The following is a 17749-nucleotide window of genomic DNA, read 5'->3' as shown; positions in this document are numbered from 1 at the left end:
TTTTCAGGTTGTAGGGTTAGGTAAAAAGTAGGTCATCCAATCGGATGGCTTTATGTTACCTGCGTATGGTGCAGGTGAGCGTTTAAAGTATTATTACCAGGCTCAGAAATAGGTTTGCATGTCTGTCGTGCTCAGACTGTATTGTTCAGTCCTTATTATTCAGAGCTATCAGCCATTTTGGCTACCCCTTCTTTGTTTTCGTGGGTTCCTGTGAACTGACTCACGATCTTTTACGTACCGTTTTGCTTGCGAATTGAGCCCAAAGGGGCTGGCAATTCAAGTGCGCTCGCGCAGTGCTTGCGCAATGTAACGTTCCATATTCAGGCTGTGTGGTGTTTACCCGTAGCCACGCAGCTTTCAGGCCAAAAAGGGATTTGGCCGGGCAACATATTTTAAAATTAAGTGTTAATAGGTAGTTTGATGTCTCTTAGTGATAAAAACATAAGTAAAAAAAGTAAATTAGCCCGGCATATCCAGGCCGCGCTATTGGGCGGGGTGGCGCTGAATGCAGGCGTAGCGAGTATGGAGGCACATGGCTTTGTTGACTGTGCGTTTGACCAAAGTAATCCAATGTGCGCTACACCCGTATCTATATCGATCCAGCCCGGTGATCGTAATATCGCTTATGCACTGGGGGATGACGGTGTTCAGATTGCACCTAATGTCTCAGTCAGTAACGCAAATGCAACCATTGAGGTAAGGCTCAGCGGAGCATTGGATGGTGATCAGGAAGGTCTATACATTCCTGGTAACTTCACTAACAGCACCCGCAGTCATAGATTGGAAGAGTATAGCTCTGTATCGCCCTCCCAGGCGATGGACTTCATCAAATCAATTAGATATGAAAATAAAGCCAGCGTGCCTACCAAGGGCCCTCGTAAAATCTCAATTACCCTGAATGATGCGAATACGAATGTTATTTCTGCATCTGTCACAATCAACGCCTTTGAGCCAAAATCGCTCTCTGGTTTATTGAATATTGCGACTGCCCCTGTGGTTGAGGGCAACAAAGTCGCCATTACCTCAGCGCTTTTCCAGCAAGCAACAGATGCACCAGATGTGATGAACGATTTAACGTTTTCCATTGGTACAAATGCGGCGCAATCTGGTGTGCTCTATCGCGATCTGAATGACGACAACATACTCACTGAAAACGAAAAGCTGGGTGCTGATGCACAACCGGTAGTTAAGTCGCTTGCTGAGTTTGATAGTGCCAATTACTACTTTGTGCATGATGGCTCAGAGTCACCGCTTGACTTGGCGATCACCCTAGATTTGACACTGCCCAAGTTAGTGTCTTACGAGCATGAATATGGCATGACAGGCACAGCAACCATTCCGGTCTCGGTCACCCCGGTTGATGATGCCCCCGAGTTAATATCTGTTAACGCCGACGGTTTTGCAGTGGAAACCACTCAGGTGCCGCTGACACCGGCAATGCAAAATGGCGACAAACTGGTTGTTAAGCAAGGTCCTGATGGCACAGTATATGCCGCGTATTACAACATAATGGGTGCCAAGTTTTACTTATTAAAGTTGACAGATGGAGTCTGGAGTGAAGTTTACAGTGGATGGGTGAGTGATGCGGCCAATGCACCGGCACAATTCCTGTTTGATGCAGATGGTACGGCACATGTGGCCTATCTTACGATGATTTCTCAATATGATAGCGGCGTTAAGATTGTCTCGCACAATCCGAACACTGGAGATAACCAGGAATTCAGAGTCAGCTATATGTCAACGGAGCATAATGGGGCCGGGTATCTGGTAGAAGGTGCGGTATTTGCCTTTGCTCGTGGCAAAAGCGGCACGCCTTACGTGATGCTGCAAAGTAGCGAAGCATCAAGAACATTTCAGCTATACAAACCAGCATCCGACGGCAAAACATGGGAATTGCTCCATCAATTTAATGACGAGCTACTAACGTACCTGGATCAGTATATCTATCCGAGCAAGAGAAAACCCGTTGCAGTTAAGGCTTTATCCCTGACTGTTGATGAGGAAAATGACACTTTTTACTATGTGGCGAGCAACCCGGAGCCGCCAGCAGAAGGCGTGAATGTTGGCAAACTGACTCTGACACCAACACCTGTAGAGGAGGTGAGGATACCTGACCTTGCCGGGAACGTGGTGAATGACTCAATTCCTAGAATGAAATTGAGCTATAACAACTGGCTTGCGTTGCACCCGGGAAGTGATGGTAACTCAGGTGGTGTTCATTCTGTTTTAGAAACGGAATCAACCAGCAGCTCTGCTGGTGACTATTTATACAATCAAAAATCCTACACTTATCGATATCTGAGTGCGGATGGCTCAGAGAAGTTTACGTCTCCCTCTCTTAAGTTAAATCGACATACAAGTAGCGTGGTTGTTGGATCAAATACCGCGTTTGCCGTTGAAGCGCAGACATTGCCTAGTGGTGGTTCAAAGCTTGTGATTCACAGCCTGGTCGATAAACAATGGCAGGTGTACCATGAGTTTGAAGTCCCGTTTTCAGTAACCACTGAACCTGAACTCAGCGTAGTGGGCAATGATGAGCTCATTGTCACCTTAGACGAACCAGGCGGTGAAAACAGACTTGCGACGAAAATCAAAAAGCAGAGTCAAACAGACTGGAGTACCACGCCCATTGACGCGTTAAATCCGGCTAAGTTATTTGCAGGTAAAACGCTGGTCGACCCGGACTCGGAGCAGGTATCTTTCACCATCAATACCGATGATACAGACACACCGGGCACCTTTAGTCTGCCAGATGATGCCGTGCTGGATGGCGTTAGTGCGCAACCGACCGAAGATGGCAAAGGGTTTGTGCTAAGCGGCCCGATTGAGGCCGTAAACCGTCTGCTTGCTCAACTGACCTTTACCCCGGATGCGGGTTATCAGGGCACCCCGAGCTATAACTATACCGTTCAGGGTCTGCCTGATGGTACCACAAGCAATGGTTCACTGAGTCTGAATATTACACCTGTCAGAGCGCTGTCAGATCTCTTTACCCTTGCCCCGCTGAGTGTAGATGAAGGCGGCAAAGTGAAGCTTACCGCAGCTCACTTCCAGATGAGCGACGCGGACAAGGCGATTGTCGAAACACTCAGGTTCTCAGTCGCCCCGGCTTCTGTCAGCTCGGGCGCGCTGTATTTTGATTTTAATGGCGATAATCAGCTGACTGAAAACGAAAAGTTCAGTGATGAGCGTTTAACTGTACCTGCATCATTCGCTGAAATGACCAGCGGCCGCTACTACTTTGTCCATGATGGCAGTGAATCTCCGTTAGATTTGGCACTGACGTTAAACATGGCCTTGCCGGAAGGCTCTGAGCACAGCAATGACTTTCTTGCTGAAGGCACTGCCACCGTTGATCTAACGGTTAACCCGGTTGATGATAGCCCAACTGTTACTTTTAGCCCTACCTTTGACGTGCCTTTGACCGCTGAAATGCGAGCGGCGGATGAATTGCTTGTAAAGACGGACCCAACAGGGCTGGCACATGCTGTTTTTTATGACAGGCAAACAAACCTCTTTGTTTGGAGCATTTATAAAGATGGCCAGTGGCAAGCGTTGTTCAGTCAGGATTCTGATAAGGGGCGTGGTGAGCTTAAAAAAGCGCAATTAAAGTTTGATAGCAATGGTATCGGGTATGTTGCTTTTGTGAGTGCCGATGCGCATTCAGAAAAGGTGCTCAACATGCTGCGCTATTCACCGGCAACGACTGAGGTGAAGCAGTACGTAGTGGAGAGTGATGCCGCCAACCTCGACCAGGGCTACCCAATTGCCACCAGTACGTTTGGCTTTACGCTCGATCAGCAGGGTAATCCCTATGTCATGGTTCATTCAGACTTGTTCGACAAGCACACTGTTTATAAGTTCTCTTCGCAAGAGGGGCAAGCAGCGAGCTGGCAGGAATTCTACAGGTTCAGTGACCCATTGCTTAGCGCGGGTATTACGAATGTTAGTGGCCTGGACTTAGCATTTGACCACACAACAGAAGTACTTTATTACGCGATACACAGCGATGAAACACGCTATGCCTATCGGACCGGCCAAGTTGCAATGGCAACAAGAGTTCATAGTACCCTGGATAGCCTGGGCGGATTGGTTTCTGAAGGCTCCGTCACCGATGCCAATCCAAACGTGCAATTGGGGTTAAATATCGGAGCCGATGGTACTATTTTTGCCGCGCACTCATTAGTACAGCATATTTCAGCAAGCCTGGAAGATGGTGCAAAGCGCACAGTACGCTATCACTATAATGTTATTCATGGTGCCAGTGACTTCGTTAGCGAGCCGATTGAACTGGTACGTGACAGAAGCAACGTGATCTTATCTAAGGCAGGTGCTCTGGCGGTTGAAGCACAGGAACTGGAAAATGGCACATCGAAAGTCGTTGTAAAATACCTGACTGATAATGAGAAAAAATGGCTGCTACTTGGTGACTATGCGGTACCGTTTAAAGTCACCTCAAAGCCTCAGTTAAACATTTCCGCGGATGGGCGTCTCTCAATCCGTGTTCGCGGTGACAACCCTGAACAGGATCTGTTAACTGTGATGGGTACGCAGTTTAAGCTTATTCATAACCTCATTACTCCAGTAGCCAATAAAGCCCTGCCATTTGATGGGATTAATATTGATGATCCTGACAGCAGCGAAGTGCAGCTTTATATTCAGCCAATGACATCAATCACGGACTCGGGTACTTTCGGTTTGCCTGAAGGTACTGACATCAGTGATGTTGATGTTCAATATAATGTTGATGACTACTTGGTACAAATTTCTGGTAGCCCCTTAGCTGTCAGTAAAGTAGCAGCACTACTTACTTATACTGCTAATGCCGAATTTACCGGTCAGCAGGCTTATGCTTGGACTGTAAAAGGCATGCCTGATGGTGAAGCTTACAGTGGGTATTTTGGTTTTGATATCAGACCAGTAAATAAGGCACCAGCGCTTGCCACCAATAAACCGGTTCAATATAACGCGCAAAGCGCTCAGCAGGGTGTGGCCATCACTGAGGCGCACCTGAATGCGACTGACTTGAACGATACCGCCGAGGGTATTTTGTACAAGGTAGTCACACTGCCTGACTCGCAAAACGGCACTTTGTACCTGAACGACAGCAATGACACCACCTTTGTACAGGACACGTCTAACGCGCTTTCCGTGGGCGATACCTTCACTCAGCAAGATGTGAATGACGGTAAAGTACAATTTATTCAGTGGGATAATTCCAACCTGCATGCCATCACATTGCAGCTGCTGGACGGCCTGGAAGATGGCGTACAGCCTTCCGAGCCATTCGTACTCAGAATTGCCGACACCCTGCCATCAACTACTCTGACTGTCACGGATGTTAACCTGTCGGCCACTTTGTATGGTAATACCTTTACCACCATCGAGGCTCAGGGGATGAACCCGGATACACTGACTATCTCACTGTTTAAAGTGGTAGATGGCCAGTGTACCACTGAGGCCTACGAAGGTATTACGGTTGAAGGTACTTTCCTGAAAGCAACCAGTGAGCTTGCCGAGGGCAGTTACTCACTGTGTGTTGTGGCCAATGATGGCTTCTGGAGTACAGAGCAAATTGTTGACTTTAACGTTATCAATAATTTGCCTTTACCTGCACCGTCAACGCCAGATCTGTTGGCAAGTTCAGATACGGGTATTAACTCAGAAGACAACATCACTAAACTCACCGACCTTGAGTTTACCGGCACCGCAGCGGCTGGCAGCACGGTCACTTTGTACAGTGACGTTAGCGGTGAGCTAGGCACAGTTACTGCCCAGCCAGATGGAAGCTGGCAGCGCCAGGTTACGCTCAATGCAGGCAGTCATAAAGTCACCGCGATTGCGACGAGCGGTCAAAGAGTAAGCCCTGTTTCGGCGCCTCTGACTGTGGTTATTGACGATACAACGCCGACAAGGCCAGCTGATTTCACGGCTAAGCTGTCACAGGACAGCAGTGGTGGTAACGCAGCGGTGAAGAGTCAGCCAACCTATGAAGGCACCGCGCCAGGGCTTGAGTACATTACTATTACCGTAACGCAGGGTGATTATGAATATAAGGCTGTTGTGAATGTCGCACAGGATGGGTCGTGGACTCATAACCTGTCTGAGGCTTTAGCAGATGGCCGTTACTCAATCTCCATTAAAGGCACTGATGCCGCTGGCAATGAAATTAGCCTGACGTCTGATTCACTGCTGGTGGATACAACGCCGATAGCGGTCCCTGTCATTGAGAGCTGGAGGGGTGAAGACGGAACTATCAGCAGTGCGGATCTGTTCAGGTATGAGATCAAAGGAACTGTTTCAGGTGATGTGAGTTATCAGGATCGGGTGAAAGTGGTTGTTGAAACAAACACCAAACGGTTTGAACAAGCAATCTCAATCAATCCGCAAACTGGTCAATGGGCCGCGTCATCTCTGGGTATTTATTCTAGTGAACTCGCGGGAGAGACTGAATTTAAGCTCACAGTGGTAGGTGTTGATGCCTATGGCAATACGTCAGACTCTGTGGTGAAAACGGCGGCACTGGACTTAACCAATCCGCGTGCGACCATAATCGCTCAGGATAGCTTGGTGGGCATAGGGCAGTCAGTTGTACTACAAGTTGTGTTCGATGAGCCTGTTGTCGATTTGACATTAGACACGTTCGAGGTGCAGGAAAACAAAGGTGAGCTCAGCAATCTGCAGAAGCAAACAGACACCAGTTATACTATGACCTTTACACCCTTTGATGACCAAACGGGTTTCGAGTATATCAATCTGCCAAACAATAGTTATCAGGACATTGCTGGAAATCCGGGGCAATCAACTCGGGCTTACTTTACCGTTGATACTCAAATAAACTCTGATCTTTTTGTAGAATTTGAGTACGATAAATATCTGGTTGAAAACGTAAGTTCGCCCAAGTTTTTTATCAGAAACTTGGAAGAGGGTTCAACGTTCACTTACAGTGTAAGCAGCAGTAATGGTGGTGTGGTAACTGGGAGTGGAGACAACAGAAACGCAGGCGATAAACTCGTCGGCTTCAATGACTCACAAAATCTGCAAGACGGGCAACTCACCGTATCTGTTTTTGTCAAAGACAAAGCGGGTAATGCTTATCCGGAAGTTACCGCAACGACAATCCTAGACAGAACTGCACCAAGCGTAGCGGGTTTTAGTGCCACCGATGACAGATTGTCAGTAGGTGAAACTGCGCTGATTAACATCACATTGAGTGAGGCAAGCAACGATTTCACGGTTGATGACTTGCAAGTAACGGGTGGTACTTTGGTGCAATTTGAAGCGCTTAGCGCAACCCAGTACCGGGTCAAGTTTGTGCCGACAGCAAACTCAAATACCCAAGGTTCTGTGCGCGTTAAAACCGGCAGCTTCAGCGATACGATGGGTAATATCAGTGGAATGTCATCTGTCGAGCAGCAGTTCACCATTGATACTCAGCTGCCAGATGCATTTGAGATCAGCTTGGATAACGCCGCATTCAATAGTGCCAATGTGCAGTCTGCTTCTGTGACTCTCAATAACGCCGAGCTAAATACTCAGTATATTTGGAGCGTGAGCGGCGATGGCGGGTCAGTGCAAGGTGAGGGCACAGTGACGAGCAGCAGCCAGCGCGTTGACTTGTCTGCGCTTAGTAACTTAAGTGAGGGTGAATATACGCTAACCTTGAAGGTAGTGGATGCGCTGGGCAACGCCTCTGAGTCGATTGAACGCACCATCATCATCGATAACCAAAAGCCGACCATTACAATGAGCTCATCAACAGAGCTGGTGAAAGCAGGCGAAACGGCAACGCTGACCTTTACCTTCAGCGAGCCAGTTATGGGCTTTACGCTGGATGATATCTTGCCTGTCAGCCTGGCTGATAACTTGTCGGCTTTCACTCAAATCTCTGAGACAGAGTATAGCGTGGTCTTTACACCTGATGAGTACAGTTCGAAGTCAGTCAAGCTAGTGGTTAATAAAGACACAGTTACAGATGAAGCGGGCAATGAGCTGAGCGAAGTGCTGTTTGAGCAGCAGGCTGTCAATACAACATACCCGAGTTATTTTGACATCAAAGAACAAGGTTCCAACAGGCTTGAAACATTTAATGCGAACCAACTGCAAGCCCTGAGCTTTACTCTGGAAGGGGCTGACGTCAAAGCAAATAACAGTTATCACTACACGCTGACGGATAGTCAGGGTAATACCATAAAAGGACGCGGCACGTTTGGCAGTTCAGTTGCAGGCAGTGCAGTCATCTCTGGGCTTGATGTGAGCTCCCTTGTTGATGGCCTTATCAGAGTCAATGTGACGTTAAGCAACGAAGTTGGCAATGTCAGTACTGAGACGAAAACCTGGCGGTTTGAAGCCGATCGTGTTGTACCCTGGGCTCAGTCAATTGATATCACAGATGGTTTTCAAAGCAGCCCGCTATCCAAGACCGTTACAGTTAACGTGAGCGAACCTATCGAGTCACCTGATCTTTCTTTTATTCATGTTACTAACGGCAGTGTGCACAATGTGAAGATGCTGAACGACTCACTCTTTACCTTTGAACTGCGTCCAAACGAAAATGTTCAGGGATCCTCAAGAGTGACGATTGAGGCTGGTGCGCTAACTGATAAAGCGGGCAACAAAAGCTCTCGGGTACAAACTGATAGTACGTACTTTGATACTCAGGCGCCTTCAGGGCATACGGTTGCGCTTAATCACACTGTGTATAACGTTCAAAACACTGAAACAATGAGCTTTGTACTCAATGGTGGTAGTGCTTTCAGCGATACTTATACCTACGTACTGAGCAGCAGTAATGGCGGTGCGATTGAGGGAAGTGGCCAGGTCATCAGTTCAAATATGACAGTGGCTGTGCCAAGCGCAGATCTTAGTAAGTTGAAAGACGGTGCGCTCACTCTGTCACTGGTATTGAGTGACCGTTTTGGCAATAAAGCAGAGCCTGTGATTAAAACGGCAACACTGGACCGCACAACGCCTTCAGTCAGTGCGATGACGGTATCAGACCAGCAGCTCAGCGCTGGTGAGTCAGGTGTTATCACCATCACCCTGAGTGAGGCAAGCAGCGACTTCAGCATGGCGTCGTTGGCGGTATCGGGTGGAGAGCTGTCTGGCTTTGCAGCCCTTAACGGCAGCACTAACCAGTACCAGGTTACCTTCACGCCAACAGCAGGCACTGAGGCGACGGGCAGCGTGACGGTTAAGGCCAACGCCTTCAACGACACAGCGGGTAACATCAATACGGATGCGAAATCGGTTGAGCTTAACATCGATACCCAGGCTCCGACCGGTTATGCGGTGACGCTGGATAAAGACGTGTATAACAGCTCTGCGAACACCATTCGCTTTGATTTGAGCGGCGGCGAAGCAGGTGCAACCTATGCGTATACGCTGAGCAGCGACGGCCACAGCGTAACTGGTACAGGCACCCTTGACAACGCGCAGCAGCAAGTGGTTATTACGGATATCGAAAACCTTAACGACGGACCGCTGAGCCTGTCGGTAACGCTGACCGATAAGGCTGGCAATGCCGGTGTGGCAGCAACCGACACGGCGATACTGGATACCACTGCACTGAGCGGCCACAGTGTTGCACTCAGCCAATCGGTGTATAACAGTGCCACGCAATCAGCGCTGGGCTTTAGCTTTAATGGCGTAGAGCAAGGTGCCACTTACACTTATACTCTGACGAGCAGTGGTGGTGGTTCAGTACAAGGCTCCGGCACCATTAATGATGTGAATGCATCTGTGTCTGTTTCAGATCTCACTGGACTGAAAGATGGCACGCTGAGCCTGACTGTAGTTGTCACCGATACTGCGGGTAACGTGGCATCTGCTGTTGTGGACAGCGCTAAACTGGACACCACTGCGCCACTTGTAACAGCCATTACAGCATCAAGCACTGCGTTAAAAGCCGACGAAACCAGTGTGATTACTATTACCCTGAGTGAAGCAAGCCGTGACTTCGGCTTGGCATCGCTGGCGGTATTGGGCGGCGAGCTGTCTGCCTTTGCCTCTATCAATGATAACGGCACTGATTACCAGGTGACCTTTACACCAACCGCTGGCACTGAGGCGACAGGCAGCGTGACGGTGAAGGCCAATACCTTTAACGATGAGGCGGGTAACGCCAACACGGATGCGAAATCGGTTGAGCTTAACATCGATACCCAGGCACCAACCGGTTATGCGGTGACGCTGGATAAAGACGTTTATAATAGCGCTGCGAGCACCATTCGCTTTGATTTGAGCGGCGGCGAAGCCGGTGCAACTTATGCTTATACACTGAGCAGCGACGGCCACAGCGTAACTGGTACAGGCAGCCTTGACAGCGCGCAGCAGCAAGTGGTTATTACGGATATCGAAAACCTTAACGACGGACCGCTTAGCCTGTCAGTGACGCTGACCGATAAGGCTGGCAATGCGGGTGTGGCGGCAACCGACACGGCCACGCTGGATACCGCAGCGCCGCGTGGTCACGATGTAACGCTGGATCAGCAAACCTACAATTTAGCCAATCGCGATGCGGCGAGCTTTAGCTTTAACGGCGCCGAAGTGGGCGCGACATATGCTTACACGCTGACCAGCACAGGTGGCGGTGAACTGACCGGCACCGAGACCATCACAGCGGCGAACCAGCAAGTTAATATTGCGAACCTAAGCCAGCTGAAAGACGGCACGCTGAGTTTGTCTGTGGTACTTACCGACAGCGCGGGCAATGCGGCCCAGGCGTTGGTTAAACAAGCCAAGCTGGATGCAACTGCACCGACCATTACCACTTTGAGTGCGTCACAGACCGCCCTTAAAGCGGGCGAGACCAGCGTGATCACCATTGGTCTGAGTGAAGCCGTTAGCGACTTTAATAAGGCATTACTGAACGTGGCGGGCGGCACTGTGTCTGAGCTGGAGCAGATCAGCGACACCAGTTATCGTACCGTGTTTACGCCGAGCGAGAATTCGCAAGTTGCCGGTACCATTGCGATTGCCGGTGGCAAGTTTAGCGATGCGGCGGGCAACCCGAATCTGGCATCCGACACCCTGACCCTGAGCATAGATACCCAGGCACCGGGCAATCATAGTGTGGCGTTTGGCGCACCTTATTACCATGGCACCAATGCCAATGCGGCCAGCATCACGCTGGGCGATGCCGAAGTGGGTAGCCGTTATCACTATGTGATCAGCAGCACGCAAGGCGGCCTGCCGGTGTCGGCACAAGGCGACGTCACTGAGTCGAGCCAGACTATCAGTGGTATCGACCTGAGCAATCTGAACGACGGTCAGCTGAATGTCACAGTGACCTTGACCGATCCTGCGGGGAATGTCTCGGAAGTGGCCTCAGCAACGACAATGCTCGATACCGCCGCACCACAAGTGGTGAGCCTGACATCTAACGACCCGGCACTGAAAGTCGGTGAGCAGGCGCTGATCACCATCGCACTGAGCGAGCCAAGTGAAGACTTTACACTGGAGGATATCAGTGCGAGCAGCGGCAGCCTGAGCGAGTTAAAAGCATTGAATGCGACCACTTATCAGGCGACCTTTACGCCAGATGAGAATGCACAAGGTGAAGTGACCATCAGCATTGCAGCGGGTGTCTTCAATGACCTTGCAGGCAATGCCAATACGGAAGCGCAGCCGCTGGTGCTGAGCCTGGATACGACAGCCCCAAGTGGCCAGTCGGTCAGTATCGACCAGACCTTGATCAACCGTGATAACGAAACTGCCATGAGCTTCACCCTAAATGGGCTTGAAGGCAAAGGCATGCTGACTTATCAGGTCAGTGATGGCACCACTTCAGTGGGCAGTCAGTCGCCTGTCAGCATCACCGCCGCCACGCAAAGTGTTACTGGGATTGATGTCTCTGCATTGGCAGAAGGACGTTTGATCCTGACCGTTGTGGTATACGATGATGCGAACAATGCGGGTGAGCCTGTAACGGCCTCGGTGACCAAGAAGTACAATGTGGCCCCTGTGCTGTCGGGCACACCACAAACCGCAGTGAACGAAGATGCCGAGTATGTGTTTGAGCCTGAGCTGACAGATCCGGACAGCGATGACACCCATACGTTTGTGATCAGCAACAAACCAGACTGGGCAAGCTTTGATGAGCAAACCGGCAAGCTGAGCGGTACGCCAGGCGATGAGCACGTTGGCAACTACGAGCAAATTGTTATCACCGTCAATGATGGTAAAGCAGAGCATGCACTGAGCGCATTCAACATTGAAGTGGTTAACACCAATGATTCGCCTGTGGCACAGGACTTCAGTTTTACACTGAGCGAAGCCGAGCAGCTGGTGATTGCACTGGAGCAGGGTCTGCTAAGTACTGCAACGGATGATGACTTAGACAGCGAAGATAGCCTGAGCGCCGTGGTGGTGGGTGAACCGCAGTTTGGTACTTTGCTACTAAACGCAGACGGCAGCTTCACTTATACCCATGATGGCAGCGAAAATCACAGCGACAGCTTCACCTATCAGGTAGAAGATGCTGCAGGTGAATTGTCTCAGACGCGTACCGTTGCGCTGACCATTAACCCGCAGGCAGATGCACCAGTGACACTGGATGACACCCTGGTTGTGACAGAAGACACGCCGAACACCATAGATCTGCTGGAGAACGACTTTGACGCAGAAAACGATATGGTGGCAGCCTCTGCAGCGGTAGTGACTGAGCCTCAGCTGGGTAGCTACACCATCACCAATGGTAAGCTGACCTATACGCCAAACGAGAACGCCACGGGTCAGGACACGTTGACCTACACGGTGAAAGATGCAGCAGGTAACACCTCTAAAGTTGCCACACTGACCATCAGTATTGTGGCGGTGAACGATCAGCCTGTTGCCAAAGGCGCGACGTTAACGGTAGAGGAAGACATGCCGAGCGACGAGCTGGATGTACGCAGCTTATCGAGCGATATCGAAGACACCCACCCACAAGGTGAGGTTGTACTGAGCGCATTGCCGAGCAAAGGCGTTGTTACTGTGAACCAGGAGTCAGGCAAGCTGGTGTACACGCCAAACGCCAATGCCACGGGCAGTGATGCATTCAGCTACACCATTGCGGACAGCGAAGGTCTGGTGTCTGAGCCGGTTGAAGTGATCGTCAACATTGGCGCGGTTAACGACCGTCCGGTGGCGGATGGCGACAGCGTTACGCTCAACGAAGACGAAGCCGGCACACTGAATATCCTGGACAATGACACCGATGTGGAAGATCAAGGCTTCAATGGTGCCAACGTGATGCTCGAAGACAAGGGCAATGGCGCAGGTGCCTATACGCTTGCCGACGTGACAGTGCTGGCAGATGGTCAGCTTGAGATCACACCAAAGGCGGATGTGAACGGCAGCTTCAGCTTTACTTATACCCTAATGGACAGCGAAGGGCTGAGCTCTGAGCCTGCGACCGTTAACGTTGACATCACGCCAGTGAATGATGCGCCGGTGGCAGTCGATAACACCGCCCAGCTCGAAGAAGAAGGCTCGTATGAAGTCAACGTCCTGGGTGATGACTACGATGTGGATGCTAACGACCAGTTAGACCCAGGCAGCGTGACTGTGGTCGCTCAGCCACAAAGTGGTCAAGTGACAGTGACCGAAAGCGGTGCGATTGTCTATGTGCCAAACGCCAACTTTAATGGCCTGGATACGTTCACCTACACGGTGAAAGACGCGGCAGGTGCTGTATCGAACGAAGCGCTTGTTACTATGACGGTCACGCCTGTGAACGATGCCCCAGTGGCAGACGCCCAGGTGCTGAGCGTGGACGAAGATGGCACTGTGTTGATCACATTAACGGCCAGCGATATCGATGCAGACGCGCTGAGCTATCAAATTGTACAAGGTGTTAACTCAGGCACGCTGACACAGCAAAGTGAAAACAGCTGGTTGTATACGCCAGACACTGACTTCAACGGTGAAGACAGTCTGCAATTTGTGGCCTTTGATGGTCAGGCAGAATCTGAGCCGGTGCAAGTCACGCTGAATGTGGTCGCCGTGAATGATGCACCAGTAATCACAGGTACACCGGCAACCAGTGTGGATCAGGATACGGCTTATCGCTTTACGCCAGATACCAGTGACTTAGATGGTGACTCACTCACTTTCAGTATTGAGAACCTGCCTGTCTGGGCGAGCTTCGATACGCAAAGTGGTACTTTGTCTGGTACTCCGGGTCGCGATGATGTGGGCAACTACGCAAACATAGTAATTAGCGTTGCGGATGGCGAATTATCGGCCTCACTGGCTGCATTTGCTATCGAAGTTGGCTATGTCAATGCCAAGCCTGTTGCGCAGACGATGCAGGTGTTTGTCGATGAAGATGCCTCGACCAGCTTCAGTGCGCCAGTTTCGGATGCAGATCAGGACAGCCTGAGCATCACGGTAACCCAGCAGCCTGCCAGCGGTACGCTAAGCGTGCAGGGTACCTTGTTCAGCTATATTCCGGGTGCCAACTTCAATGGCTCAGATAGCTTTAGCTATGTGGTTAATGACGGCGAAATGAACTCGGATGAGGCGCAAGTCAGCATTACGGTGAATGCCGTAAACGATACGCCGGTGGCACAAAACGACGCCTTTAGCTTCGGCGAAGTGGCAAGCAGCTACAGCCTGGATGTACTGGCGAACGACAGCGATGTGGATGCGAGTGATACCCTGACCCTGGTCGGTGCAAGCGCTTCCATCGGTAGCGTTGCCATCAGCGATGGTCAACTGATTTATCAACCGCAGGCAAGTGCGCAAGACACCGCTGTGATCACTTACATGCTAGTGGACAGTGCCGGTGCGCGTGCGCAGGCGACTGCCACGGTAGAGATCACAGCATCCGCTGCGGCCGACGCGCCAACGCTGAGCGTACCGGATAATATGAGTGTGGATGCAACCGGTCTGTTTACTAAAGTAGATTTAGGTACGGCTTCTGCCTTTGACAGCAATGGCAACCCGCTCGCGGTCTCCCTGGTGGATGGAGTGACAATTTTTGCACCGGGCCTGCATCAGGTGTACTGGAAAGCGACCGATGGTAATAACCAGTCGACAGTGAAAAAGCAGACCGTTGCCGTGAACCCGTTGGTGTCTTTGAGCAAAGACAGCCAGATTGCGGAAGAGCAAAGCCACACGGTGAAGGTCTTCCTAAATGGTCCGGCACCAAGTTATCCGATCACTGTACCTTACACGGTCAGTGGCTCAGCCGATGGTAACGATCATGACTTGCTGGACGGCGAAGTGGTGATTGAATCAGGCACTGAGGCCAGCATTACCTTTAACGTCTTTGCCGACGGCACAGTCGAAGGTAATGAAAGCATAGTGATCACCCTGGCAGAGACGCTAAACCGCGGTGCCAAGTCCAGCTCCACAGTAACCATAGTGGAAGACAACGTTGCGCCAGCGCTGGAGGTTGATACCACCCAAAGCGGCGAGTCGCGTACACTGGTACTGCAAAATGGTGAACCTGTCGTGGTGAGCGCGGTGGCAACCGATGCCAACCCACAAGACAGCATCACGCTGAGCTGGGAAGCGGCAGACGCACAAATGACGGATCTGAGCTTTGAGGCAGGTCGCTTTGAATTTGACCCAAGCGTACTGGCTGCGGGTATCTACAAACTCAGCGTAACAGCAACGGATGATGGCACACCTGCCTTGTCTTCCACTCAGGATATCTATCTGGAAGTTGTTGACAGCTTGCCACAGCTAAGCGGCGTGGACAGCGATGGCGACCTTATCCCGGATGATCAGGAAGGTTTTGCGGATTCCGATAACGATGGTATTCCGGATTACCTGGATGCCAGCAGCGACTGTAACGTGATCCCAGGCCAGGTGAAGGATGCGAACCAGTATCTGGTAGAAGGTGAGCCAGGCGTATGTCTGCGTAAAGGGGCAACCGTGGCGCAAAACACCACGGGCGGTGCACAATTGCTTGAAACTGAGCTGCCTGCGGATAGCGAAGCCACCAACATTGGTGGGGTGTTCGACTTTATCGCAACCGGACTGCCTAAGGCGGGCGACGTTTACGGCATCGTGATCCCGCAGCGTAAACCTATCCCGGTTAACGCGATTTATCGTAAGTTCCGTGACGGTGAATGGGTGAACTTTGTCACCACCGATGGCAATGCCATTCTGTCGGCGACCGGTGAGCCGGGTTACTGTCCACCTCCGGGTAGCAACGAGTGGCGCGATGGTTTGAACGAAGGCGACTGGTGTGTGCAACTGCAAATTGTGGATGGCGGTCCGAACGACGACGACGGCATTGCAAACCGCAGCGTCGTCGATCCGGGCGGTATTGCCGTTCTGATGAGCGACAACACACAACCCGTAGCACAGGCCGATACCCTGGCTGTGGGTGCGGGTCTGCCAGTCTTTATTAATGTACTGGAAAACGACAGCGATGCTGACGGAGATACGCTGACCATCACAGGCGCAAGCGCCGACTTTGGTGAGGTTGAAATCCTTGATAATCAGCTGCGTTATACACCGCCGGTGGATTATGTTGGTACGGCAACCATCACTTACAGCATTGCCGATGGCCAGGGTGGTACGTCCAGCGCCACAGTGACGGTTGAGCTGGTGGTCAATGCCGCGCCAGTCACTCAGCTTGATACTGCCAGCACCAATGATCAGGCCAGCGTTATCCTGGATGTTCTGGCCAACGACATGGATCCGGATGGCGACGCCTTAACGCTTATCAACGCAACGGCGACGCATGGCAAGGCAGTCGTTAACCTTGACGGAACTCTAAGCTATGAGCCAAAACTGGGCTTTAATGGAGAAGACACTGTGACTTACCAGGTCAAAGACGCAAAAGGTGCGACCAGCACCGGGATTGCGAAAATCAACGTAACAACCCATCAGGTTGCCACGGTAGAAAACAAGTCATCCGGTAGCCTGGGTGGTCTGTTATTGGTCATGGTATCGGCGCTGGTACTGCGTCGTCGCAAGTCGGCGCTCCCTGCTTACGCAGTTGTGACGGCCAGCTGCCTGGTCAGTGCACCTGCACTGGCAGATGCGTTGCGTGTTCAGGCAACGTTAGGTCAGGCTGAAGCCAACAGCCACTTCAGCGCCTTGCCTGCGGGGACTCAGGTCTCGAACGTCGACGACAGCAGCCAGTCATGGTCAGCCGGTGCTTTCTATCAGCTGATGCCTAAGTGGTATGCAGGTCTGCGCTATATCGACCTGGGCCAGGGGCGGGTGACGCTGAGCGGCAGTACGCTGACACCAGACAGCTGGCACGAAAGCATGGCGCGTGTCGCCCCGGTTCTGCCTGAAGGCTTTGCACTGCAAACGGGTCTGGAAGTGGCACGCTTTGATAAAGTGCATGGCGAGCTGTTTCTGGGCGCCTACAACTGGGACTATCAGATTGACAGTACCCTGAACGGTCGTCATTTTGTTCAGTACGAACAAAAAGGCACCAGCGCGTACTTTGGTGGCGCAGTAGGCTACCAGCTGAGCGACAGCACGGCGCTGACGCTCAGCTACAGCCACTACCGCCTAAGCGCCAACCGTATCGGTGAAGTCGCCGCCGGTATTGAAGTGCGTTTCTAACGAGCAATGACAAGCCCGGCCAGGGACGGCAGGGCTTTTTCTGTTCTCAAACAGCCTGGTTTGTGATGCGAGCTAGTCTGTTTGGTTTTAACGCTACTAGCCATGTACGTCTCCAGCTTGTCCTTATATTATAAGAACCATTTAAATCAGAGACTTACTGTGTGCACCGAGGATGATAAAATTGCCGGGGTGGATATCTATAAACCAAAAATGCACTATGTCGGTT

At 51.2% G+C, this 17749-nt stretch carries 1 protein-coding gene; it reads left to right on the top strand.

All coding sequences use genetic code 11. The annotated features are described in order from the left end of the window. The first annotated feature begins 420 nt into the window (after positions 1-420). Positions 421-17523, top strand: a complete 17103-nt coding sequence (locus TW77_RS19040) for a tandem-95 repeat protein (protein WP_046006557.1) — start codon at positions 421-423, stop codon at positions 17521-17523. The last annotated feature ends 226 nt before the right edge of the window (positions 17524-17749 follow it).

This window comes from Pseudoalteromonas rubra (genome assembly GCF_000967655.1).
Taxonomy (GTDB): Bacteria; Pseudomonadota; Gammaproteobacteria; order Enterobacterales; family Alteromonadaceae; genus Pseudoalteromonas; species Pseudoalteromonas rubra_A.
This window is presented reverse-complemented; position numbering and strand designations above follow the sequence as displayed.